This window comes from Nonomuraea sp. NPDC023979 (assembly GCF_040639085.1).
Classification (GTDB): domain Bacteria; phylum Actinomycetota; class Actinomycetes; order Streptosporangiales; family Streptosporangiaceae; genus Nonomuraea; species Nonomuraea ceibae.
Genome location: NZ_JBEZZG010000004.1, coordinates 435,474 through 460,355, shown reverse-complemented (window position 1 = coordinate 460,355; position 24,882 = coordinate 435,474). Strand labels below are relative to the sequence as shown.

At 68.0% G+C, this 24,882-nt stretch carries 18 protein-coding genes and 1 pseudogene; 16 read left to right on the top strand and 3 right to left on the bottom strand.

The annotated features are described in order from the left end of the window. Window positions 1-25: 25 nt before the first annotated feature. From AB0G11_RS11360 to AB0G11_RS11345, 4 genes and pseudogenes are all read left to right on the top strand, one after another. Entirely contained in the window at window positions 26-583 is a 558-nt protein-coding gene (locus tag AB0G11_RS11360; RefSeq protein WP_357585377.1) for a hypothetical protein, read from the top strand. A 348-nt stretch (window positions 584-931) separates the two neighbouring features. Beyond that, window positions 932-6,760 (top strand): LamG-like jellyroll fold domain-containing protein, encoded by a 5,829-nt coding sequence (locus AB0G11_RS11355; protein WP_357585375.1) that lies wholly within the window; start codon window positions 932-934, stop codon window positions 6,758-6,760. Window positions 6,761-6,938: 178 nt separating this feature from the next. Further along, entirely contained in the window at window positions 6,939-7,709 is a 771-nt protein-coding gene (locus AB0G11_RS11350) for a hypothetical protein (RefSeq protein WP_357585373.1), read from the top strand. Window positions 7,710-8,018: 309 nt separating this feature from the next. Continuing rightward, window positions 8,019-8,754 (top strand): annotated as a pseudogene (locus AB0G11_RS11345) (transposase family protein). Window positions 8,755-8,812: 58 nt separating this feature from the next. On the opposite strand, the gene AB0G11_RS11340 reads toward AB0G11_RS11345, so the two are convergent. After that, complete coding sequence (locus AB0G11_RS11340; RefSeq protein WP_357585371.1) at window positions 8,813-9,796, bottom strand: BadF/BadG/BcrA/BcrD ATPase family protein; 984 nt, start codon at window positions 9,794-9,796, stop codon at window positions 8,813-8,815. Between the two features lie 59 nt (window positions 9,797-9,855). Here AB0G11_RS11340 and AB0G11_RS11335 point away from each other — a divergent pair, with 59 nt between their 5' ends. From AB0G11_RS11335 to AB0G11_RS11310, 6 genes are all read left to right on the top strand, one after another. After that, window positions 9,856-10,740 carry a MurR/RpiR family transcriptional regulator gene (locus tag AB0G11_RS11335; protein WP_357585369.1) on the top strand — a complete coding sequence of 295 codons (885 nt, stop codon included), beginning with the start codon at window positions 9,856-9,858 and terminating at the stop codon, window positions 10,738-10,740. Then, window positions 10,737-11,483: an SIS domain-containing protein gene (locus tag AB0G11_RS11330; RefSeq protein WP_357585367.1), complete on the top strand. Its 747-nt coding sequence runs from the start codon at window positions 10,737-10,739 to the stop codon at window positions 11,481-11,483. Before AB0G11_RS11335 ends, AB0G11_RS11330 begins: the two co-directional genes overlap by 4 nt. A gap of 98 nt (window positions 11,484-11,581) precedes the next feature. Continuing rightward, on the top strand, window positions 11,582-12,925 hold the full coding sequence (locus AB0G11_RS11325) for a cellulose binding domain-containing protein (RefSeq protein WP_357585365.1): 1,344 nt from the start codon (window positions 11,582-11,584) through the stop codon (window positions 12,923-12,925). A gap of 11 nt (window positions 12,926-12,936) precedes the next feature. Further along, a complete protein-coding gene (locus tag AB0G11_RS11320) occupies window positions 12,937-14,184 on the top strand; it encodes an extracellular solute-binding protein (RefSeq protein ID WP_357585363.1) in 1,248 nt (415 codons plus the stop codon). 4 nt (window positions 14,185-14,188) lie between these two features. Further along, the gene (locus AB0G11_RS11315; protein WP_308126006.1) at window positions 14,189-15,067 is read left to right on the top strand and encodes a sugar ABC transporter permease; all 879 of its coding nucleotides are present in this window, start codon (window positions 14,189-14,191) and stop codon (window positions 15,065-15,067) included. Then, the gene (locus AB0G11_RS11310; protein WP_219510177.1) at window positions 15,064-15,882 is read left to right on the top strand and encodes a carbohydrate ABC transporter permease; all 819 of its coding nucleotides are present in this window, start codon (window positions 15,064-15,066) and stop codon (window positions 15,880-15,882) included. Before AB0G11_RS11315 ends, AB0G11_RS11310 begins: the two co-directional genes overlap by 4 nt. On the opposite strand, the gene AB0G11_RS11305 is transcribed toward AB0G11_RS11310, so the two are convergent. Next, window positions 15,872-16,813, bottom strand: coding sequence for a BadF/BadG/BcrA/BcrD ATPase family protein (locus AB0G11_RS11305; RefSeq protein ID WP_357585361.1), 942 nt, complete (start codon window positions 16,811-16,813; stop codon window positions 15,872-15,874). The two genes, AB0G11_RS11310 and AB0G11_RS11305, sit on opposite strands and share 11 nt — an antisense overlap. A gap of 79 nt (window positions 16,814-16,892) precedes the next feature. Here AB0G11_RS11305 and AB0G11_RS11300 point away from each other — a divergent pair, with 79 nt between their 5' ends. The 5 genes from AB0G11_RS11300 to AB0G11_RS11280 are packed head-to-tail and all read left to right on the top strand — an operon-like array spanning window position 16,893 to window position 21,763. After that, window positions 16,893-17,762 (top strand): MurR/RpiR family transcriptional regulator, encoded by an 870-nt coding sequence (locus AB0G11_RS11300; RefSeq protein WP_308126007.1) that lies wholly within the window; start codon window positions 16,893-16,895, stop codon window positions 17,760-17,762. Next, entirely contained in the window at window positions 17,763-18,497 is a 735-nt protein-coding gene (locus tag AB0G11_RS11295; protein WP_219510179.1) for an SIS domain-containing protein, read from the top strand. A gap of 24 nt (window positions 18,498-18,521) precedes the next feature. Beyond that, entirely contained in the window at window positions 18,522-19,931 is a 1,410-nt protein-coding gene (gene ngcE, locus AB0G11_RS11290; protein ID WP_219510180.1) for an N-acetylglucosamine/diacetylchitobiose ABC transporter substrate-binding protein, read from the top strand. Continuing rightward, window positions 19,931-20,842, top strand: coding sequence for a sugar ABC transporter permease (locus AB0G11_RS11285; protein ID WP_219510181.1), 912 nt, complete (start codon window positions 19,931-19,933; stop codon window positions 20,840-20,842). The genes ngcE and AB0G11_RS11285 overlap by 1 nt, the downstream gene beginning before the upstream one ends. A gap of 3 nt (window positions 20,843-20,845) precedes the next feature. Beyond that, window positions 20,846-21,763 carry a carbohydrate ABC transporter permease gene (locus tag AB0G11_RS11280; RefSeq protein WP_246646093.1) on the top strand — a complete coding sequence of 306 codons (918 nt, stop codon included), beginning with the start codon at window positions 20,846-20,848 and terminating at the stop codon, window positions 21,761-21,763. Between the two features lie 3 nt (window positions 21,764-21,766). Here the strand turns inward: AB0G11_RS11280 and metE are convergent, their stop codons facing one another. Then, a complete protein-coding gene (metE, locus tag AB0G11_RS11275; RefSeq protein WP_219510183.1) occupies window positions 21,767-23,944 on the bottom strand; it encodes a 5-methyltetrahydropteroyltriglutamate--homocysteine S-methyltransferase in 2,178 nt (725 codons plus the stop codon). 88 nt (window positions 23,945-24,032) lie between these two features. Between metE and AB0G11_RS11270 the strand changes: the two genes are divergently transcribed. Beyond that, window positions 24,033-24,872 carry a LysR family transcriptional regulator gene (locus AB0G11_RS11270; protein WP_246646098.1) on the top strand — a complete coding sequence of 280 codons (840 nt, stop codon included), beginning with the start codon at window positions 24,033-24,035 and terminating at the stop codon, window positions 24,870-24,872. Window positions 24,873-24,882 lie beyond the last annotated feature (10 nt).

Below are 24,882 nucleotides of genomic sequence, written 5' to 3'. Positions count from 1 at the left end.
CTCTTTATCGGGAGGTCAGCCCCTCATGCACGCCCTCATCCGTGCAGCCGCGCTCACCGCCACAGCCGCCGCCCTGGCCATCGGCGGCACCGTCACGGCCCCCGCCTCTACGGCCGCCGCCGTCGCCCAGCTCCACCCGATGCCGTCCGGCATCTCCTACCTGCCCGCCCGGGTCAACCTGCAGCCGACCGCCTCCGGCACCTGGGTCGACACCCGGCTCGCGGTCACCCTGCCCGAAGCCGGCACCTACTCGCTCGACCTGAACGTCCGCACCAGGCTCTCGGGGGTTCCCCCGGTCAACACGTACATCGTCGGCCGCCTCCGCAACGCCACGGCCAACACCGTCCTGCCGCGCAGCGCGCGGATACTCAACCAGATCGCCGACCACACCCGCGCCGGGAACGGCGCCGGTCACATCGGCCAGAACACCACCAGCCCGATCAGCGAGCGCATCACCGTCGACGAGCCGACCAGAATCGTGCTGGAGGTGCGCCGCATCAACAGCCTCGGCCATTCGACCGCCGCCGACGTCTGGAACGACGGCAACGGCCTGACGTCGTTCCGCTTCACCAAGACCGCCTGACGCCCGACGAATCCGACAGGTCCCGTACGCCCTCCCGTACGGGACCTGTCGGCGTCATTTCTTGGTGCCGCTGCCACCGGCGTGCTTTCCGTCGCCCCCTTTTCTGGCGTCCGGCTGAGGCTTGGCTGGGGTGAACGGTTTGTCCTTCTTCGGATCCCGCTCATGCTTGCCCACGGCGCCTCCAGTGCGCTCGTTCCAGTGCTGGCTGTGACCTTACGATCACGCCCTGAAGGCGGCAACCGATCCACCGGAAAAGGGAAACTCGAATTTCCTCTTGCCGGGTAGCCGCACCCGTCTGGAATCGTCGGCGACAGGGCAAAAGTTACGGGTTTTTATGTTGATTTTATTGTGATCTACGCCATATTGATCGAATTGGCCTACCGCTCGATGATCAAACCTGACAATCCAGACTCACGGGGATTGAAGGTGTTTGTGAACGAGTTAGGAAGAAGGACCCGGCTCCTCAGGAAACCGGGCCGAAGTCTCGTGTCGGCGACGGTGCTCACGGTGGCAGCATCGTTGCTGGTCGCAGGACCGGTCAGGCAGGCAGCGGCCGAGCCCGACCCGCAGGAACCCTCAAGTCCGTCGGTCACCACGTTCCCCCGCCCGGAGGACCCTGACGCGGCCCTGCGCGCGGCGGTGGCGGAGGCGAAGCAGCAGAACAAGCCGGTCGCGGTCGAGGCGGCCTACACCGAGACCTCCCGGACATGGGCCTACCCCGATGGGCACCTCACCACAGAGTCCTACTCCGGCCCGAGCCAGCTCAAGCAAGGGGACGGCTCCTGGGCATGGATCGACACGTCCCTCGTCGAGCAGAACGGCGTCCTGAAGCCCAAGCTCGCCAAGGCCAAGCTGCGCCTGTCAACGGGTGGGACCAGCCCGTTCGCGACCATGGTGCTGGGCCGGGAGCAGTCGTTCGGGCTGTCCTGGCCGACGTCGTTGCCCGCCCCGCAGATCAAGGGCAACGTGGCGACGTACGTGGGAGTCGCCGGGCCGTCGGGCGACCTGGTGGTGACGGCGCTGCCGACCGGGTTCCGGCACGACGTCGTGCTGCGGGAGCGCCCCACCGGGCCGGTGGAGTTCCGCATCCCGGTGCAGGCCAAGGGCCTCAAGCTGTCGATGACCAAGTCCGGCGGGCTCAAGCTGAAGGGCGCCGAGGGCAAGAAGGTGGCCTCAGCCCCGGCACCGCTGATGTGGGATGCCGCAGCTGACAAGCCCAGTGCGGACCAGCCGGGCCGGCAGAAGAAAATCAAGACCAGCGTGGAATCGGAGAACGGTTCCTCCGTTCTGGTGCTGAAGCCGGATGCGGCCTGGCTGGCCGATCCGGCGACGAAGTACCCGGTCACCGTTGATCCCACGACCACTCTCGGGATCACGCAGGAGGTCGCTGTCCACTCCCCGAACTCCCAGCGATCGCCGGGCATCGTCGGCAGGTGGAACTATGGCAGCGGCTGTCCGCTCAAGTGCGTCTACACGGAATCGTTCTTCCGCACCCTGATGGCCTTCGACACCGCCCCAATCGCCGGGAAGCAGGTGAGCAAGGCCACTATGCAATTGCAGTTGCGCGCAGATGTGACCAACTGCAGCGAGTTCCAGGGCATCACGGCTCAGCGGATCACCGAGGCGTGGGTGGCCGACGACACCTTCTGGAGCAACCAGCCCGCCACCACGGAGGAAGGCCGCTCCTCGATCGATCCGTGCTCGCTGCCGGGCAGCAACGGTTCGATCTGGAGCTGGAACCTGACCGCGATGGCGCGGCTGTGGGCCTCGGGCACCGCCAACCACGGGTTGCTGCTGAAGCTGAACAACGAGGGGTCGACACCGCAGGGCTACGGCGAGGAGTTCCTGTTCTGGCCGCAGATGTTCACCGGCGGTGTGAAGCCGAAGCTGAGCGTGGACTGGCTTCTGCCGCCGGAGATCCCCACCGTGACCGCCGAGTCCATCGACTCCATGGACGGCAACGACGCGATCGCCCGCAGCACCAACGTCAAGGTGACCTACAAGTCCAGCGTGCCCGAGGCGAAGCCGCTCAACTACACGGTGACGGTCAACGACTCGACCATGCCTCCGCCTGCCGCCCAGCTGCCTACGGGCGAGGCCGCGTTCTGGAAGCTGGACGAAGCCTCCGGCGCCACCGTCACCGACTCCTCCGGCAACAACCGGGCCGCTACCCTGAGCGGAGCCCACACGCGGGTGCCCGGCCAGCTCGGCCAGGCGGTGACGTTCAGCGGCGGCCACGCCGAGACGAGCGGCCCGGTCATCAACACTGACCAGAGCTTCACGGCTACGGCCTGGGTGCGACTCAACAACAGCACCGAGGAACAGAACGTCCTGTCGCAGATGGGCGTCCATCAGCCGGGCTTCACGCTGTCGTACCGGACGTCCACAGCGCCTGAGTACGACCAGCGCTGGCTGTTGTCAATGATCACCCAGGACCGTGCGGACCGAATCTACGAGACGCCCATCCAGTCGGCGAACTTGGCGAAGATCGGCGAGTGGACCCACCTGGCCGCCCAGTACGACAAGACCGCGGGCAAGATCCGTCTGTATGTGGACGGAGTGCTGGCCGGCGAACGTGACCACACCGTCAGTTGGAACGCCCAGGGTGCCTTTGAGCTCGGCCGCGCACGCTCTCTGGGAGGGGCCCTCGACGGATCTGTGGACGATGTCCACGTCTACCAGCGGGTACTGAGCTCTGACGAGATCCGTGCCCTGGTCGGTGTCCCCGGGACGACCACGCACAACAACATCCCGTCCGGGCAGACGCTGGACAAGGTGTTCACGCTGGACAACCCGGCGAGCTTCAAGTTCGTGGTCAAGGCGTGCCGCGCTGGCGTCACCCCGCCATCGTGCAATGAGAGCCCGGCGTATCGCATCACGTCCGACGCCCCCGTCCTGCCCAGCGACACTCAGACGGGAATGGCGGACCCGACGCAGCCGATTCTCTCGGGCATGGTCAACCGGCCATCGGGAGGACCGGTCACGGCCAAGTACTACCTGTACGACAGCACAGGGGCACCCGTCGGGGCTGTGCCGCTGGGCAGTCGCACGGTCAACGGTGGAGAGCGGGCCTCATTCCAGGTGCCAGTCAACACGGTGCAGCCGGGCAGTACCTACAAGTGGCAGATGACGGCCTGCGTCACCGCGCCAGAGGGACAGACCTCACCACCCGACCCTGACCCGACGCCTACACCGACCCCCACACCCACACCGACCCCCACGCCAACCCCAACGCCCACGCCTTCGGGCCTGGTAGCCGCCTATGGCATGAATGAAGGCGCCGGGACCACCATCGGGGATGTCACAGGTACCAATAACGGCATCGCCAGTGACGCCTCCTGGGTCAACGGCAAGTTCGGAAAGGGCCTGTCCTTCGACGGCGTTTCGAGCTGGGTGAGCGTCAACCACTCCCCGTCTCTGACGATGAACAACGAATTCACGCTGTCTGCGTGGGTGAACCCCAGCGATGTCGCTGGCTGGCGTACGGTCATTGGTAAGGACAACGAGACGATATGGGATCTGTCCTACGGCCTGTACGCCTCGAATGGCACCCGTCCTTCCGGCCTGGTCATAACGGAGAACAGCGGAGGAAGTGCCTCTGGTGCCGCTCCCCTTCCGGTTGACACCTGGAGCCACCTCGCCGTCACCTACAATGGCACGACAGTGCGCCTGTTCCTCAACGGGAAACAGGTCGGCGAAAACACGGTCGCTGGCAACGTCGCCGACGACGGTGGCGCGGTTCACATCGGCAGAAACTCTCTTTATGGGGAGTACTTCGAGGGCATCATCGACGAAGTCCGCATTTACAATCGCACTCAATCAGCGGCCGAGATTGCTGATGACATGATTAGCCCGCTCGGTAGAAGTACGTCCACTGCTAAGGCAGTCCTGTCGGCCACTCCAAAGGTGACAGAGGTCTCAGCCGATGATTCAGGAAGCGAGGTATGCACCTCAAAAACCGCACCCACGTCCTTCACTACTCCTGGTACGCCTCCAGCGGCTCCTGTGGAGGATGTGAGAAATCTCGCGCTGGGCAAGGAAAGTTTCGTCATTAAATCTGCTAAAATCGATCCCACCGCATGCGATGGCTCGCCCTGTGCGGTGACCAACGATACGGTAATCCGGATCGGAAGCACCGGAGTAGACAAGATCGCTGCAGTGGTCGGTCTGCAATTAGATGAACTTCCTGACGGGGCAGCCATTTCAGAAGCCATCCTGAATCTTGGCGCTCCTACGTGCCCAGCTGATTACTGTCCAACAGATCTAGTGATCACTGCGACACCTCTTAACGGGAATGTTAATAGCGATCTCACGGGCCCAGAATTAGCTGGCATGGCTGATGCAAGCGTCGAGCCATTCTCGCTTCCGCTAGCTGCCCCTCAGGCAGATGTCGCTGGAAGCGAATATCAATGGCTCATGCTGACTTCAAACCGGGATGAGTTAATCACCTTCGCTGAATCTGCAGCGGTAGAGCCACCCACAATCACGCTAACCTATCTGCCCGTTGGGCCGCCGAGTAAGGTGCTGAATCTCGTGGTGTCTGGGGGGGACGCCAGCGCAATTGCTAGTTGGGGGATACCTGAGACTAGCGGCGGATCCGCCATGATCTACGGCTATGACGTCGAAGTTTTGGACAACGGCGATGGCATAGTCAAAACACAAGAGGCTAGGGATCCGTGGGTTGTGATCAACGGCCTCGACAACGGTCAATCGTACACGATTAAAGTGCGAGCCAAGACTGCCTATGGCGTGAGTGACTGGGAAAGCGTCCGTGTCACTGCAAACGCCGTTCCGCCACCAACAACCCCCGGCAGTGCTAGCTCGTGCCTGCCCTATCTGGACGAGTCTCCGTCTGCTGATGCTAGCGTTAGTAATCAGTCCGATATATCAGCCTATCAAATCTATGTCGATCGGGTTAAGGCGTACTACCAGGCGCAGGATGCAGTTCTAGAAGGGCGCGCCAACACCATATGGGATGTACCGGGCGTTACGCCTGGGGCGCCGAGTACGGCTAAGCTGTCCCTACTCAATACCACATTGCGAGATGAACGAGCGGCACTGCAACGAGTCGGTCAGGTACGAACCGGGTCCACCGTAGTACTCGACAATGCCGCAGTTCAAAGCCAAGCCAACGGTGAGATTCGAGTGACAGCAGTAGTCACAAGGTCCTGGGAGACCACAGAATCGGACTCCAGAACAAGCGCCGGACGAGTGACTTCTGACTCTCCTGGCCAGGTGGAGCCTGATCGGTCAACTATATCCATATTCGCGTTCGATCGTTGCGGCAACGTGACAATCACCGAAGCACCGAACCCAGCGTATGAAGACCCCACAGACTCCATCGACGATACTGCAGCAGGCGCTGGCGGAAGCTCAGGACCTCCGCAGCTCTGTAATGCAAAGTTGCCGGCCACGACCGAGTATCACTACCACGGAGCGTCACCCAGCTTCAATTGCGTAGGTAAGTCGCTCGTAGAGAAGCTCGTAAAAGGCTGGTGGATATCCACAAGGTTCAGCACCTATTGGGATCCCACCGACGTCGAGGTAGCCAGAAATCTGCGAGGGGATCAGCGCTGGGATGTGGAAAACATCGTCAGCTACATGAGGGTCAACACTACAAACAACAGCAAGAAGCAAAAAGACTGGAACAAATATATGTGGTCGCACATAAAGCCGAAGCTGACGGCTCAGGTGTGCTTCGTCAACGAGAAGAGCACGACCGAGGTAACCCAGAATGCATCGATGGGTATATCGGTGGACGGCTCGACTACTCCCAATGCATCCCTCTCAGCAAACGTGGGGGTCTCGAAGAAAATCAATTACGAGATCGGAGAGCTCTGCAAGCCGTACCCTGCACAGAAGGTCGCTCAGGGGATATATATGGCGACACGTCCGGAGGCCGTCAACGAATGTCTGGTCGCACATGTTGACCATTGCTCGATCTCTCGGCTGGGGCTATATTTCGAGAGCGAACTGTACATGAAATTCAAGTACAAAGGTAAGTGGTATACGCCTACAGTCCATCATATTGGACACGCCTATGTGGCGCGCAAGTTCACTGACGCTATAGGTGACCCGGATGACCCAAATCGCCTGTGGGTCACCTGGGAAGGGACCGGAAAACTGAAGTCGGATAGAGATTATCTACCGCCCTGGATCTTGGGCGAGGCTGAGTAGGGAGTAACAGAAAGCGGGGCCGTATTGGTGCGACCCCGTTTTTCTGTCGATATGTATTGGCGGATTTTAGCGTACAGTGATTGAGTTGATGGTGAATTCAAGGCGTCCGGTGCGATCAATATTCGCTCTGGCATGCCTACTTTTGACAGGAGTTGTTGTAGCGTCGTCTGCGAGAAATGTGACTTCTGAAAGCCGGCGCAATGGTGGAAGATTCGATCTGGTCGCAGCGAACTCTCTAGCTGTTGTCAACCCGGATTATGAGATCGACTTCGACCTCACCGTTTCGGTGGCGCGAATCACGAATAACGGTCGAGAGGTGCCTTTGACTGTGGAGGTTCAAGCAGGTGGCCAGGGTGCCACTCAATACGGCTGGCAAGACAAGCTGACTCTTTCGCAATCGGGTGAAGTTCGATATCCCACACTGTTTCACTCACTGGCATCTGGGGCTCTCTCGCGCTTCGGTAGTGGCACTGAATATCATCGGGACAAGGTCCATGTTAGAGTGTTAGAGGAACTCCCTGAGAGCGTGCGGGTGACCGTGCTGGGCGAATTCAAAAGGCCTCTCGCCTGGGAAGACATGAAGGACATTTGGAATAGTGAAGTCGGCGTGTTCCTACTCTCAGGAGCGCGACCTTCAGCAAAGCCCTTATCGTGGGATTTAAACGGTCTGGACTGCATGGCAAGAGGCTTCAATATTTGTGGCCCAGAGGGTGCGAAGATTACCTCACCGAGTGAGCAATTTCGGAGGTGGGTTGCGCTGCTAGGTGAGGAGGATAAGGGCTATTTAGAGCCATTTGGGTTGACTCTTGAAGAGCTTCGCGCTGCAGCCGCAAAGGCAAGGATTCATGGCCTCATTGTGACCGGGGAGCCAGAAATTGTCTTACGCTTTGCCGAAGATTATCGTGTCAAGCGGATTGACATAGTCTCGGTAATTCCGTATGAGAGCTAACTATGGTATGCGGAGCTCCGACGGCAAATGACTTTCGTGTAGTGTCCTTGTCAGGTTATGCAGGCGCGCCAAGTCGATTGACGGATCAGGTGGCGGTCGAGCACTGATACCGCTGATCTGAGTGACATGGCGACCTATCTGAGACGCCGGGCGAACAACGGTTTCCACGGGCCGCGATGAGACCGGGCTTTCTTCCGGGACCGGAGGGATGCCCGAGTAGCCGCGTCTGAAGGTTTTCCAGAAAGTATTTGGGTGGGCATCCTTCGTGTATGGGCGGAGTGTAATGGGCCTGAGCCGTTGTGGGCGGAGATGTTCACCGGGCTGCGGATGAGCCGGTTTCAGCGGCTGCTGTGGGTCGTGCGAGAGCACGGCGGTGAGGGCACGGGGAAGGGCAGGGGCCGCGGGCGTCCATGGTGCCTCGGGTTGCCGGAGCAGGTGCTGCTGGTGGCCGTCTACCATCGCACCAATCTCACGATACGGCAGCTGGCGCCCTCGTTTGGTGTGTGTCGGGCAACGGTGTGCCGGGTCATCCAGCGATTGGGCTCGCTACTCGCGCTGGAGCCGGCACCGCGCCCGGTTGAAGCGGCGGAACGGTTGTGGATCGTGGAGGGGACTCCGGTCCCGATACGGGATCGCGTGGTAGGCGCTTCCAGCAAGAACTACCGCTTCTCCGCGAATGTTCAGGTCGTCATCGATGCCGACACCCGCCTGGTCGTGGCTACAGGGCAGCCGGTACCGGATAACAAGGCCGATGCGCATGCTTGGCGGGATTCCGGGCTGAGGTCCTGGTGTGAGGGTGTCACCGTGCTGGCCGACGGCGCCTACTTCAGCGCGGGTATGGTCGTTCCACACCGAAGACGGGCGGGGCGACCTCTGCTGCGGGCACAGGAGGAAAGACCATGCCGAACATCGCCGTGTCCCCGCCCGCGTGGAGCACGTCTTCGCCCGGATGAAGAACTACAAGATCCTGCGCGATTGCCAGCAGAAGGGAGTAGGACTGCACCACGCCGTCGCTCACATGCACAGCCTCGCCCTCATGGCATGAACACTGCCGCCGCAGGGGAGGCTCTGACTTGCCCACACGCGGACTTCTGCAACAACTTTTAGGCCGATGCCGCGATGAACTGGGCATGATGGCTTTCCGTATCGGCAGGGTCGAGGAGGGGCAGGGTCGCCAGCCAGGCCGCCGCGCCGGCGGGGTCTCCCGCCGTGTGGACGGTGCCCAGCAGGGCCCGTACGGAGTCCCGGACCGGGCTCGGTGAGGTGAGGACGCTGCCGGCGAGGACGAGGGGCGAGCCCGGATCGTGTACGCGCAGGGCCGTGGCGGCCAGCAGGTGGGCGGCTTCCGTGGCGATGGCCACGGCCTCTGGGTCGCCGGCGGCTGCGGCTTCGGAGACCAGGGGCGCCAGTTCGGCGAGGGCCAGCGGTGGCCGGGAGTGCACGGCGGCGACCAGGCGGTCCGCCAGGGCCAAACCCAGGGCGGGACCCGGGGCCGGATCGTGGGGTGGGGCGGCGGGGAGGAGGCGGCGGGTGACCAAATCAGCCAGGGGTGACGGCCGGCCTTCCGTGAGCGCGCGGAGGGCGGTGCGGGCGGCGGTGCGGCCGAGCCAGAAGCCGGAGCCGTCGTCGCCCAGGAGCCACCCGTAGCCGTCCGAGGTGGCGACCACGGCGCGGCCGGTAATTTTTGCCGCGATCGCCCCCGTCCCCGAGATGAGGACGGTGCCAGATGGGGACGGGGTGCCGGCGCAGAAGGCGGTGACGACGTCGCCGACGTTCCGGACCAGGCGCGGGCGGAGGGTGCGGGGGAGACCGCAGGGGGCGCCGCCGGCGAAGAGCCGCCGGGTCAGGGCGCCGGCGAGGGCGGGGTTGCCGGCCAGGCCGAGGGCGACCGACTCCACCAGGGCGGAGTCCGCTCCCGCGAGCGCGGAGGCGATGGCGGACGACACGTTGGCACAGGCGTGGTCGAGGCCGAGGGTGCCGGGGTTGCCGCCGTCGGCGGTGCCGCGTCCCACTTCCTCGCCGTCCACGGTGAAGGCTGCCGCGCGGGTGGAGGTGCCGCCGGCGTCGACGCCCAGAACCAGCCTCATGTCAAGAATTATCGCCACAAGCCTTGACCAAGCCAAGAGTTGAGCATAATTATCACCACATGGAACTACTCGGCCGCATCAGGACCGAACGGCATGAGATGCCGGAAGCCCTGCGGAAGGTCGCCGACGCGATCCTCGCTGATCCGGGCGAGGCGGCGCGGCTGACGATCGTGGACCTGGCGGAGCGCAGCGGCACCTCGACCGCGACCATCACCCGGTTCTGCCGGGCGCTGGGCTTCGGCGGCTACGCCGAGTTGCGCGTGGCCGTGGCCACCGAGACCGGGCGGGTCAAGCAGCAGACCTGGCAGACCGACATCGGCCAGGAGATCCTGCCCGGTGACAGCCTGGAGAAGGTGCTGGGCGTGGTGTCGGGCAACGACATCCGGCTGATCCAGGAGACCGGCGACCAGCTCGACCTGGCCGTGGTGGAGAAGGTGGCGCAGGCGGTGGCGGGGGCCGGGCGGGTGCTGCTGTTCGGGGTGTCGAGCAGCGCGGCGGTCGCCAGCGAGATGGAGTACCGGCTGCAGCGGATGCGGGTGCCCACCTGGAGCAGGTCCGACGCGCACAGCGCGCTCACGGACGCGGCGCTGCTCGGGCAGGGTGACGTGGCGATCGGCATCTCGCACAGCGGCCGGACGCGCGAGGTCATCGAGGTGCTGGCGGAGGCCGGGAGCCACGGCGCGATCACGGTCGCGGTGACGTCGCATCCCCGTTCGCCGCTGGCCGAGGTGGCCGAGCTGGTGCTGACGACCGCGAGCCGGGAGACGACGTTCCGGGCCGACGGGTTCGCGGCGATCCACTCGCAGCTGCTGGTGCTGGACGTGGTGTACGTGTCGGTGGCGCAGCGGACGTACGAGCGGACGCGGGCGGCGTTCGACGTGACGGTGCGGGCCGTGGAAGGACACCGCCTGCCGGAAGACGGACTCCCCGAGGGAGATTTATGACGATAAATCCGCAACAATTCGCTGACCACATCGCCGAGCTCGTCCGGACGATCCCGGACGACCCGGCCATCGAGAAGGCCGCCGGGCTGTTCACCAGGGCGCTGACCAGAGGCGGGGTCATCCAGGCGTTCGGCTCGGGCCACTCCGAGGCGGTCGCCATGGAGATCGCCGGTCGCGCCGGCGGCCTGGTGCCGACCAACCGCCTCGCCCTCCGCGACATCGTCCTGTACGGGGACGCCCCCCGTGAGGCGCTGGACCGCTACGACCTCGAACGCGACCCGGCCGTGGCCCGCGCCATCCTGGAGGCGGCCCCGGTCCACGACGACGACCTGTTCGTGATCATCTCGAACTCCGGCGTGAACGGCGTCGTGGTCGAGCTCGCCACCCTCGTCAAGCAGCGCGGTCACGACCTGATCGCCATCACCTCGCACGCGCACAGCGACGCGGTCGCCTCCCGCCACCCCTCGGGCCGCAAGCTCGCCGACCTGGCCGACGTCGTGCTCGACAACCGGGCCCCGTACGGCGACGCCGTGCTGCCCCTGCCCGACGGAGGCGCCACCGGTGCCGTCTCCACCATCACCTCCGCGCTGATCGCCCAGCTCGTCGTCGCCAGGACGGTGCGCGACCTGCTGGCGGCCGGCCAGGTGCCGCCGGTCTACCTGTCGGCCAACGTGCCGGAGGGCGACGCGCACAACCTCAGGCTCGAAGCGCTGTATGCGGGCCGCATCCGCCGCGGCGCCTGACCGCCGAGCACGAAACCCAGCCGCACGGAACCCAGGAGCACGACAGCTCTTTTCGGCATGCCATTCGGGGGCCCGCTGAACCAAGGAGAACCCCACCCATGTCCCGAAAAATCGGAAAGATCCTGCTGGCCTTGACCCTCCCCGCCGCCCTCGCCGTGGCCGTCGCCGCCCCGGCCGACGCCGACCAGGCGGTACGCCTCCAGTACCGGACCAGCTCGACCGGCGCCACGACCGCCCAGGCCGAACCCTGGTTCCAGGTCTTCAACGACGGCACGACCTCGATCCCGCTCAACCAGATCAAGATCCGCTACTACCTCAAGGGCGCCGAGTCGTACCGCTTCGCCTGCTCCTGGGCGGTGGTGTCGTGCTCGACGGTCACCGGGCACTTCGTCCCGCAGGCGGACGGCAGGCAGTACCTGGAGGTGGGCTTCACCTCCGGCACGCTGGCCCCCGGGACGAGCACCCGCGACCTGCAGCTCCGCTTCTACCGTGCCGACTGGCAGAGCTTCACGCAGAGCGACGACCCGTCCTTCGGCCCGCACACCTCCTACACGAACTGGGACAAGGCGACCGTGTACGTGAACGGGCAGCTCGCCTGGGGCAACCCCAGCGGCAGCGAGCCGGACCCGGACCCGACCGATCCGCCGGGGCCTGGCGGTGAGCTGTTCGACGACTTCACCTACACGAACGCCTCGGACGCGCGCCTGCAACAGCGCGGCTGGACCGTGCGCTCCAGCCAGGGCGGGCCCGGCGTGCCCGGGGCGACCTGGTCGGCGTCGGCGGTCTCGTTCCCCGGCGGCCTGCTGACGCTGGACTCCTCCACGGACGGCACCGCCTCGGGCACCGTCCAGACCGAGCTGTCCACGGCGAACCGCAAGTTCCACGAGGGCACGTACGCGGCCCGGGTGCGCTTCAGCGACGCGCCGGTGAGCGGCCCGGACGGCGAGCACGTCGTGCAGACGTTCTTCACGATCACCCCGCTCCGCTTCAACCTGGACCCGGACTACGGCGAGCTGGACTTCGAGTATCTGCCGAACGGCGGCTGGGGCGAGCCGGCGAACATCCTGTACGCGACGAGCTGGGAGACCTACCAGGGCGACCCGTGGCAGGCCGTCAACACGCACACCGAGGAGCGCACGAGCTTCGCGGGCTGGCACGACCTGGTGATCCAGGTGTCCGGCGGCCACATCAAGTACTACGTCGACGGCCGCCTGTTCGCCGACCACAGCGGCATCCACTACCCCGAGACGCCCATGTGGATCATGTTCAACCAGTGGTTCATCGACCTCCAGGCGGCGACCGGGACGCGCACGTACCGGCAGCAGGTCGACTGGGTCTACCACGCCAAGAACGAGGTCCTCTCGCCCGCGCAGATCCAGAGCAGGGTGGGCGCCTTCCGCACCGCCGGCACCGCCTTCCAGGACACCGTTCCGAACCCGTGACGAGGAAAGCCATGAAGAACCGCATCCTGGCCCTGGCCGTCGTGTTCGCGCTGGGCGCGTGCGGCGGCGGCGGTGGGCAGCAGGAGCCCACCGGCCCCGCCAGGCTGACCGTCTGGATCATGGACGGCAGCGTCACGCAGGACCTGCTCAAGACGTTCGAGACCCGCTACGAGGCCGAGCACCCGGACGTGGACCTGGCCCTGCAGATCCAGCCCTGGGACGGCATCGGCGAGCGCGTCACCGCCGCGCTGGCCAGCACCGACGCGCCCGACGTGATCGAGGTGGGCAACACCCAGGTCGCCCAGTACGCGGCCAGCGGCGGCGTCACCGACCTGACCGCCAGGATCGCCGACCTCCAGGGCGAGGACTGGCTCCCGGGCCTGGCCCAGCCGGGGAACATCGACGGCAAGCAGTACGGAATCCCCTGGTACGCCGCGAACCGGGTGGTCGTCTACAACAAGGACCTGTTCGCCGAGGCGGACATCGACGAGCCCCCGAAAACGAGGGACGAATGGCTAAATATCACCAAAAAGCTGAACAAAGGCGGTAACCAGGGCATCTACCTGACCGGCCAGACCTGGTACGCCCTGGCCGGGTTCGTCTGGGACGAGGGCGGCGACCTGGCGATCCAGGAGGGCGGCGCCTGGAAGGGCGTGCTCGACACCCCGCAGGCCCTGGCCGGCATGGAGTTCTACCAGCGGCTCCAGGCCCTCGGCAAGGGCCCGAAGGACGCCGACGAGGCCAACCCGCCCCAGCACGAGGTGTTCGCCCAGGGCAAGGTGGCGCAGATCATCGCCGCCCCGGGCATCGCGGCCCGCGTCCTGGAGGTCGAACCCGGCTTCAAGGACAAGCTCGGCTTCTTCCCCATCCCCGGCAAGACGGCCGACAAGCCCGGCGCGGTCTTCACCGGCGGCTCCGACCTGATCGTCCCGGTCGCCTCCCGGCACCAGGAGCAGGCGTACGAGGTCGTCAAGGCGCTGACCGGCGAGCGGTTCCAGACGGAGCTGGCCAAGGAGATGGCCTTCGTGCCCAACCGCACGTCGCTGGCCGGCGTGCTGGCCGGTGACGAGGCGACGGCCGCGATGGCCGCCGGGGCCGCGCAGGGCCGCGCGACGCCCAACACCCCCAACTGGGCGGCCGTCGAGGCCACCTCGGTCATCAAGCAGTACATGACCGCGGTGCTCACCGGCGGCGACCCGCGGGCGGAGGCCCGCAAGGTCTCCGAGTCCATCACCACGACGCTCAACAGCGGGTCCTGAGCCCGTGCGCAACCGTTCGCTCTGGCCCTACCTGCTCATCGCGCCCACGGTGGCGGGTGGGGCCTTCCTCCTGCTCTATCCGATGCTCAAGGCCGCGCTGATCTCGCTGCAGCACTTCCGGATGGGCGAGCTCATCCGGGGCGGCGCCGAGTTCGTCGGCCTCGGCAACTACGCCGAGCTGCTGGCGGGCGCCGAGTTCTGGCAGGTCGTGCTCCGCACGCTCGCGTGGACCGCGGTCAACGTGGTGCTCATCGTGGTGCTGTCCACCGGCGTCGCGCTCATGCTGGTACGGCTGCGGCGCGGCATGCGGCTGGCCCTGATGAGCGCGCTGGCGCTGGCCTGGGCCACCCCGGTGATCGCGGCCACCACGGTCTTCCAGTGGCTGTTCCAGTCGGAGCTGGGCGTGGTCAACTGGGCGCTGGCCTCGCTCGGGTTCGAGTCGTTCCGCGGCTACACCTGGTTCGCCGACGGCGCCGCGACGTTCGCCGTGCTGGTGATCCTGGTGGTGTGGCAGTCGGTGCCGTTCGGCGCGCTCACCCTCTACGCCGGGCTGACGACCATCCCGGGAGAGCTGTACGAGTCGGCCAGGATCGACGGGGGCACCGGCTGGCAGGTGTTCTGGCGGGTCACGCTGCCGATGCTGCGCCAGCTGTTCGCCCTGATCGTCGCGCTGGAGGTGATCTGGGTGGCCAAGTGCTTCCCGCAGATCTGGGTGCTCTCGCAGGGCGGCCCCGACGGCGCCACGACCACCCTGCCCGTCTACGCGTTCAAGATTGCCCGGGTGCTGCACCGGTACGACCTGGGCTCGGCCGTGGCCCTGCTCACCGTCGTCCTGCTGGCCGTGGCCCTGGTCGCCAACCTGCGACGGATGGTGCGCTCATGAGAAGGCTCGCGCTCAACGCCGCCGCGCTCGCCGTGCTGGTGATGACGATCTTCCCCGTCTACTGGATGTTCCTGACGGCCTTCAAGCCGACCCGCGACATCCAGGCGCGCACGCCGTCGTTCTGGCCGTCCGCGCCGACGCTGGAGCACTTCGTCACCGCCGTGAACGCGCCCGGGTTCTGGACCTACTGGCGCAACAGCCTGCTCGTGACCGTCGTGGCCGTGCTGCTGGCGCTCGTGGTGGCGCTGCTGGCGGCGTTCGCGGTCACCAGGATGCGCTGGCGGGGGCGCGGCGCGTTCGTCGTCATGGTGTTCGCCGCGCAGATGGCGCCGTGGGAGGCGCTGCTGGTGCCGGTGTTCATCATCGCCAGGGACACCGAGCTGCTGGACTCGCTGGCCATGCTGACCGGCGTCTACTTCATGATCACGCTGCCATTCACGATCGTGACCCTGCGCGGGTTCCTCGCCGCGATCCCGCTGGAGCTGGAGGAGGCGGCGCAGGTCGACGGGTGCAGCCGGCTGGTGGCCTTCCGCCGGGTGGTGTTCCCGCTGCTGGCGCCGGGGCTGATGGCGACCTCGCTGTTCGGGTTCATCACCGCGTGGAACGAGTTCGCGTTCGTCAACGTGCTGATCATCAAGGAGCAGGACCGGCGCACGCTGCCGGTGTGGCTGTCGTCGTTCCGCGACGTGTTCGGCACCGACTGGGGGGCGACGATGGCCGCGGCCAGCCTGTTCGCGCTGCCCGCGCTGCTGCTCTTCCTCTTCCTGCAGCGCAGGGTCGGCGTCGGGATGACCGCGGGGGCCGTCAAGGGGTGAAGCGGGAGTGCAGCGCCGCGCGCTCGCCCTCCGGCAGCAGGTCGAAGGCGGCCAGCCAGGCCGCGCCGCCCGCCGCGTCGCGCGCCGTCGTCACCGTCTCGCCCGGCAGCAGCCCGAGCACGGCCTCCCGTACCGGCCCGTCGTTGGTCAGGACGCTGCCCGCCAGCACGATCGGCCCGCCACGGTGGACCCGCCCGAGCGTGTCCACCAGGTGCGCGGCGGCCTGGCGGGCGATGCCCAGCGCCACCGGGTCGCCCTCGGCGGCGGCCCGGCTCACCGGCGCGGCCAGCTCGGCCAGGCGCATGTGGGCCGCCTGCGCGATCCGGACGAGACGGTCGGCGCTCTCGCGGGCGGTGGCGCCGCGCTCGGCGCCGAGGAAGTGGCCGAGCACGAGCTCGGTCAGGAGGGAGGGCGGCTCGTCGCGGTCCAGCGCGGCGACGACGGCCTTGGCGGCGGCGCGGCCGATCCAGAAGCCCGAGCCCGCGTCGCCGAGCAGCCAGCCGAGCCCGTCGGCGACCGCGGCGCGGTGATGGTGACCGGCGACGCGGGCGGCGATGGCGCCGGTGCCCGACAGCAGGAGGGTGCCGTCCGGCTCCGGGGTGCCGGCCACGTACGCGATCTCGGTGTCGCCCCTGACCTGCGGCCCCGCCGGGATGCCCAGCTCCGCCCAGACCTTGCCCAGCGCCGGCTCCAGCTCGCGGACGTGGCCCGCGACGCCCGCCAGGGAGGCGACCACGCGGGAGCCCGGATGCGTGCCGAGCGCCTCGCGCGTGGCGGCGGCGATGGCGGCCACCGCGCTGTCGAGCCCGTGGGCCGTGGGGTTGCCGGCGCCCGCGCGCGCGTAGCCCAGCCGGGTGCCGTCGAGGGCGTGCACGGCCACGCGGGAGGAGGTCGCGCCGGCGTCGACGCCGATCACGAGCGAATAAGTCACGATCAGATTGTGGGTCTTGACGTGACCGAGAAGCAAGAATAATTTTCGCCAGAAGACCGGGTATCCGGAAGGAATATTCGTGACTTCAGGAGCGCTGGGGCGCGTCGAGACCGAGTTGCCCGGCCTGCCGGAGGCGCTGAGGCGCGTCGGCGAGGTGATTCTCGGCGACCCGGCCGAGGCCGCCCGATCGACGATCATCGCGCTGGCCGAGCGGGCCGGCAGCTCACCCGCGACCGTGACGAGGTTCTGCCGGGCGTTCGGCTTCTCCGGCTACGCCGAGCTGAGGGTGGCGCTGGCCACCGAGACGGGCCGGGCCGCGCAGGCCGGCTGGGGCGCGGGCGTCGGGCACGAGATCGGCCCCGACGACCCCATCGACGCCGCCATCGAGGTGATGGCCGCCGCCGACGCCCGGCTCATCCAGGACACCGCCGCCCAGCTCGACGCGTCCGTGGTCTCGACCGTGGCCGACCGCGTGGCCGCCGCCCGCCGGGTGCTCCTGGTCGGCGTCTCCACCAGCGGCAACGTGGCGACCATGCTCGAAGGGCGGCTGCGCCGGATCGGCATCCCGTGCTGGAGCGCGGGCGACGCGCACGTGGCGCTGTCGGAGGCGGCGCTGCTGCGCGACGGCGACGTGGCGATCGGCATCAGCCACCGGGGCCGCACCCGCGAGGTCATGGAGTCGCTGGCCGAGGCCGGCAGCCACGGCGCGCTGACGGTCGCGGTGACCTCGTTCGCCCGCTCCCCGCTGGCGGAGCTGGCCGACCTGGTGCTGACCACCGCGAGCAGGGAGACCACGTTCCGGCTCGGCGGGCTGGCCGCCGTCCACTCGCAACTGTTCGTGCTCGACGCCGTCTACGTGGCGGTCGCGCAGCGCACGTACGAGCGCACCAACGAGGCGTTCGAGCTCACGATCAGCGCCGTGGAGAGCCACCGCGTGGAGAGAGGCTGAATGACGTACGCATCCAAGGCCCTGGAGACGGCCCGCCGGGTGGCCGAATCGCAGGTGGAGCAGGTCGGGCAGGCCGCAGAGGCGATCGTGACGTCGCTGCGCGCCGGGGGAGTGGTCAACGCGTTCGGGTCCGGGCACTCCGAGGCGATCGCGATGGAGATCGCCGGCCGGGCCGGCGGGCTGGTGCCGAGCAACCGGCTCACCCCGCGCGACCTCGTCCTGTACGGCGGGGAGCCGCCGAGCGTGCTCACCCCCGAGCTGGAACGCGACCCGGCGATCGCGCACCGGATCTACGAGCTGGCGCCGGTGGAGCCGCAGGACGTGTTCGTGCTCGTCTCCAGCTCCGGCGTGAACGGCGCCGTCGTCGAGCTGGCCACGCTCGTCAAGGAACGCGGCCACCCGCTGATCGCGATCACCTCCGTCAGCCACAGCGTCCGCATGACCTCGCGCCACCCGTCGGGCCGCAAGCTGCTCGACCTGGCCGACATCGTGCTGGACAACGGCTCCCCCTACGGCGACGCGATCCTGGAGCTGCCCGGGGGCGGCAGCTACGGCGCGGTCTCCACGATCACCTCGGCGCTGCTCGCCCAGATGGTGGTCACCGAGGCGGTCGAGCGGCTGGTGGCGCTCGGCGAGACGCCGCCCGTCTACCTGTCGGTCAACGTGGCCGGCGGCGACGAGCACAACAAGGCACTGGAAAGCCGCTACGCAGGGCGCATCAGGCGCGGAACATGAAGTAGCCCAAGGAGTAGAACAGCAATGTCGAACACCCCCCACATCACCCGGCGCGGTCTCCTCCGCGCCGCCGCCCTGGCCCCGATGGCGGGCGCGCTCGCCGCCTGCGCCACCCCCGCCCAGCAGGCGCCCACGGCCTCGGCCGCGCCGGCCGCCACGAGCGCGGCCAACCCGTTCGGCGTGGCCGCCGACAAGCCGCTGGAGATCTGGATCTTCGACGGCGGGTTCGGCAACAAGTACGCCACCGACATCCACCAGCCGCTGTTCAAGTCGAAGTACCCGCAGGTGGAGATCAAGCACAACGCCACCAAGGAGATCACCAAGGTCCTGCAGCCGCGCTTCGCCGGCGGCAACCCGCCCGACGTCATCGACAACTCCGGCGCCAACGCGATGGACATGGGCGCGCTCGCCCAGGACGGCCAGCTCCAGGACCTGACCCCGCTGCTCGACGCGCCGAGCTGGGACGACCCCAACGTCAAGGTCCGCGACATCCTCGACCCGGCCGTGACCGAGTTCGGCACCTACGACGGCAAGTTCAGCGTCCTCGGCTACGTCAACTACATCCACGGCATCTGGTACTCGCAGAAGGCCTTCCGCGACAACGGCTGGGAGATCCCCAAGACCTGGGACGCCTTCCTCGCCCTCTGCGAGACGATCAAGAAGTCCGGCAAGATGGCGCCGTTCACCTACGCGGGCAAGCACCCGCAGTACCTGTACGAGCCGCTGCTGACCATGGCCGCCAAGATCGGCGGCAACGAGGTGCTGGTCAACATCGACAACCTGGCCGACGGCGCCTGGTCGGCCGAGCCGGTCAGGCAGGCGGCGGAGGCGTGGGCCGAGGTCGGCGCCAAGTACCTCATGGAGGGCACCACCGGCCTCGACCACGTGCAGACCCAGACGGCCCAGAACAAGTACCAGGTCGCCATGCTGCCCTCCGGCTCCTGGCTGGAGAACGAGCAGAAGGACACCACGCCCGACGACTTCGAGTACGGCATGTTCCCCATCCCCGACTTCACCTCCTCGGACAAGATGCCGTACGGCACCCTGCACACCCAGCCGGGCGAGTCGTTCATCGTCCCGTCGAAGGGCGCCAACCCGCAGGGCGGCATGGAGTACCTGCGCGCGATGCTGTCGAAGAAGGCGGCCGGCGACTTCAGCGAGCTCGTCCGCACGGTGTCCGTGGTCAAGGGCGCCGGCGAGGGCCGCAACCTGACGCCGGGCGCGCAGAGCGCCACCGACGCGCTCGCCGCCGCCGGCGCCAACACCGTCTACTACCGCTGGCGCACCTGGTACGCCCAGCTGCACGACGAGGCCGTGGCCGCCACCGGCCAGCTCATGTCCGGCGGCGTCACCCCCGCCAAGTACGTGGAGCGCCTGCAGAAGAAGGCCGACGAGATCAAGAACGACTCCTCGATCAAGAAGTACACGCGCTGATGTTCAACACCTATCGCCGGGGCCTGTTCATCACCGCGTTCCTGGCGGCCCCGGTGACGCTCTACCTGGTGTACGTGATCTCCCCGTACATCCAGGCGTTCTACATCGCGATGACGGACTGGCGGGGCGTCAGCGCCACGCCGAACTTCGTCGGGCTGGACAACTTCGTCAGGCTGTTCGCCGACGGCGTCTTCTGGAAGGCGGTCACGCACAACGCGGCCCTGCTCGTGCTGCTGCCGCTCATCACGATCGTCATCGCCCTGTTCTTCGCGTTCCTGCTCAACGTGGGCAGCGGAGGGCGGGGCGTGGGCGGCGTGCCCGGGTCGAAGTTCTACCGCGTGGTGTTCTTCTTCCCGCAGGTGCTGGCCGTGACCGTGGTGGCGGTGCTGTTCCAGCAGGTGTTCCGGCCCGACGACAGCGGCATGCTGAACGCGCCGCTGATGGCGCTCGGGCTGGGGCCGGTCTCCTTCCTGTCCGATCCTGGCATCGCGTTCTGGTCGGTGCTCGGCGTCATGGTGTGGCAGGCGGTCGGCTTCTACGTGGTGCTGTTCTCCGCCGGGCTGGCCTCGATCCCGCGTGACATGTTCGAGGCCGCCTCGATCGACGGCGCGGGGCGGGTGAGCCTGTTCTTCCGCATCACGCTGCCGCTGCTGTGGGACACCGTCCAGGTCGCCTGGGTCTACCTCGGCATCCTGGCGCTGGACGTGTTCGCGATCGTGTGGGTGATGACCGACCAGCAGGGCGGCCCCGACTACTCCACGACCGTGATGGCGACGGAGATCTACCGCAACGCGTTCGAGTACTTCCGCTTCGGCTACGCCTCGGCGCTGGGCGTCGTGATGTTCTTCTTCACCATCGGCTTCGCGATCCTGTCGCTGCGGCTGTCGCGTCGTGAGCGAATCGAGTACTGAGAGATGACGACGATGACCTCGTGGACGGTCGCGAACTCGCGCAAGGCCGCCCGGCAGGAGCGCCGCCGGAGGCTGGGCCCGCTGGCGACGCTCACCCATTTGGCGCTGCTGCTGTGGACCGTGCTCACCGTGGTGCCGATCCTGTGGACGTTCCTGGCCTCGGTCAAGAGCGAGGACGAGATCTTCGGCGACGCCTGGTCGCTGCCGGCCACGCCGCGCTGGGACAACTTCGCCCGCGCCTGGGACCAGGTGAACATCGGGCAGTACTTCGTCAACAGCGTGATCGTCGTGGCCTTCAGCGTGGCCGGGACCATGCTGCTGGGCGCGATGGCGGCCTACGTGCTGGCCCGCTACCCGTTCCGCGGCAACCGGGCGGTCTACCTGCTGTTCGTCTCCGGCCTGGCGTTCCCCGTCTACCTGGCGCTGACGCCGCTGTTCTTCGTGGTGCAGAACATGGGCAGCGTGCCGCTGATCGGGCCGTTCATCGGGCTCAACACGCATGCCGGCCTGGTGCTGGTGTACATCGCGTACTCGATGCCGTTCACGGTGTTCTTCCTCGCCGCGTTCTTCCGCACGCTGCCGACGGCGGTGGGGGAGGCGGCCATGGTCGACGGCGCGTCGCACACTCGGGTGTTCTTCCAGATCATGCTGCCGATGGCGCGGCCCGGCCTGATCAGCATCACGATCTTCAACGTGCTGGGCCAGTGGAACCAGTACCAGCTTCCGCTGGTCCTGCTCCAGGAGCGGGACAAGTGGGTGCTCACCCAGGGCATCGCCGACATCTCCACCGCCGCCGGCTACGACGCGGACTGGGCGGCGCTGTTCGCCGCGCTGACGCTCGCCATCCTGCCGATGCTGATCGTCTACACGGTCTTCCAGCGCCAGATCCAGTCCGGCCTGACGATGGGGGCCCTGAAGTGAGGCTCAGCCGGCGTCGCGGGTGAGCTCGGCGCGCAGCCTGCCGGTGGCCTCGGCGACGTTCGCCAGGGCCGCCTCCACCTGCGCGTAGGTGCGGGTCTTCAGGCCGCAGTCCGGGTTCACCCACACGCGCTCGGCCGGGAGCGCGGCCAGGGTCCGGCGCAGCAGCGTCTCGACCTCGGCGGACGACGGGACCCGGGGGGAGTGGATGTCGTACACCCCCGGGCCCAGCCCGCGCCCGAACGAGCCCACCGCGTCCAGGATGCGGGCGCCCGAGCGGGCCGACTCGATCGTGGTCACGTCGGCGTCCAGGCCGTCGATCGCGTCGAGGATCTGGTCGGCGTCCGAATAGCACAGGTGCGTGTGGATTTGCGTGCGGTCGGCGACCCCCGACGTCGCCCGCCGGTAGGCGGCCACCGCCCACTCCAGGTAGCCGGCCCGCGCCGCCTGCCGCAGCGGCAGCAGCTCGCGCAGCGCCGGCTCGTCCACCTGGATGATCGACACGCCGGCCGCCTCCAGGTCGCGCACCTCCTCGCGCACCGCCGCCGCCACCTGGAACACCACGTCACGCAGCGGCAGGTCGTCACGGACGAACGACCACGCCACGATCGTCACCGGCCCGGTGAGCATGCCCTTGACCGGCCGGTCCGTGAGCGACTGGGCGTGACGGGCCCACCGGACCGTGATCGGCTCCGGCCGCGACACGTCGCCGTGCAGGATCGGGGGCCTCGTGCAGCGCGAGCCGTACGACTGGACCCAGCCGTTGGCCGTCACCGCGAAGCCGTCCAGGTGCTCGGCGAAGTACTGCACCATGTCGTTGCGCTCCGGCTCGCCGTGCACGAGCACGTCCAGGCCGAGCCGTTCCTGCAGCCGGATCACCCGCTCGATCTCGGCCTCGACGCGCCGCTCGTACTCCTGCGCCGGGAGCGTGCCCGCGGCCAGCGCGGCGCGGGCCGCGCGCAGCTCGCCGGTCTGCGGGAACGAGCCGATCGTGGTGATCGGCAGCGCGGGCAGCCCCAGGTGCGCGGCCTGTGCCGCCGCCCGCACCGGGTACGGGCCGCGCTCGTCGCGGACGACGGGGGCGGGCTCGGGTGCGGGCCGCACGGCGGGGGCCGGGCCGTCGAACCCGCCGCGCGCCAGCGCGACCACCTCCGCCACCTTCTGCTCGGCGAACGCCAGCCGCGCCTTCAGCGCCGGGTCCAGCCCCGGCTCCGCCTCCAGGTCGTACGGGACGTGCAGCAGCGAGCAGGAGGTGCCCACGACCACCTGGGCGGCGTGCTCGGCCACGGCGCGCAGCGCGTGCGCGGCCCGCTCCGGCGAGGTCCGCCACACGTCGCGCCCCGACACCACGCCCGCCACGACCGTCTTGCCCGCCAGCGCGTCGAGGCCGTCGAGCCCGCCGCGCACCAGGTCCACGCCGATCGCCTCCACCGGCGTGGCCGCCAGCACCGGCAGCGCCTCGCCGAGATGGCCGAAGGGCGCGGTCACCAGCAGCCCCGGCCGCGCCGCCGCCGAGCCGAGCCGGTCGTAGGCGGCGCGCACGGCGGCCAGCTCCCCGGGCGTGCGGTCCTGGACCAGCGCGGGCTCGTCGAGCTGAACCCAGGCCACGCCCTCGGCGGCCAGCACGCCCAGCAGCTCCTCGTAGCAGGCCAGCACGTCGTCCAGCCGCTCCAGCGCCGCCCCAGGATCGGCGGCCAGCAGCAGGAACGTCACCGGCCCCACCACCACGGGCCGCGTCTCGAAGCCCAGCGCCCGCGCCTCCCGCAGCTCGGCCAGCGGCTTGGCCGCGTCGAGCTTGAAGACCGTCTCCGGCCCGATCTCGGGCACGATGTAGTGGTAGTTCGTGTCGAACCACTTCGTCATCCGCAGCGGCGCCAGCCCTTCGGTGCCCCGCGCCATGGCGAAGTACGGGTCGGCCGCGCCCCGATACCGCTCCGGCACCGCGCCGAGCAGCACGGCCGTGTCCAGCACCTGGTCGTAGAGGGAGAAGGTGTTGGACGGCAGGCCGTCGAGGCCCAGCTCGGCCAGCCTGCGCCAGGTGGCGGCGCGCAGCTCCGCGCCGACGCGGTCCAGGTCCTGCCGGGTGGCGGTGCCGTCCCAGTAGGACTCCAGTGCCCGCTTCAGCTCCCTTCGCGGGCCGATCCTCGGGTATCCGAGCACGGTGGACTGCGGGAAACGGGACATGGGCGCTCCAAGCGTTCAGCGTCGATCGTCAACGCCTCGCATCGTGCACCGGCCGCCGGGCGTGATGCATTATCTATTCGTGTTGCTTATGCTCAGGGAGATCCAGTGCTTCGCGCGGGTGGCCGCGCGGCTCAGCTTCTCCACGGCCGCCGCCGACCTGGGCCTGTCCCAGCCGGCCGTGAGCCAGGCCATCACCCGGCTCGAACGCGCCACCGGGGTCAGGCTGTTCACCCGCACGGCCCGCGAGGTGCGGCTCACCGCCGCGGGCAAGGCGCTGCTGCCCCACGCCGAGCAGGTGCTGGAGTCGGTGTCGGCGTTCGCCGCGGAAGGCGCCCGGCTCGCCCGTCCGACCATTCATCTGGCTTATCCACCGATCGCCGGGCCGCTGGCCGCGCGGATCGCCAGGAGGATGGCCGGCCGCACTCCCGCCGTCGGGGTCGAGCTGCGCGTGGCCGGCCGGGCCGCCGCCTCGGCGGCGCTGGAGGCGGGCGAGGTGTCGGCGGCGATCCTCGCCACCCCGGCCCCCGCCCGGTTCGTCACCGCCGCCCGCTTCCACGTCAGCGTGGACCACCTCGCCGTGCCCGCCGGGCACCCCCTGGCCTCCCGCTCCGCCGTCGAGCCCGCCGACCTCGTCGGCCGCGTGCTCCTCACGCCGGGCAGCAGGCCGTGGGCCGGGCTGCCGGGCCAGCCGCGCATGGTCGCCGACGACGACTTCGCCGCCGCGCTCGACCTGGTCGCCGCCGGGGCGGGCGTGCTGCCCGCGCCGCAGCTCCTGGTCCGCGCCACCCGCCGCGACGACGTCAGCTTCGTCCCGCTGCACGGCGCCGGGCTGCGCATCACCTACGCGCTGGCCTGGTCCAAGGAGCGCGTCACCGGCGAACTCCTCGGCCTCGTCCAGGCTGTACAGGAAGCCCTCTGGACCAGGTGACCGCGACCGC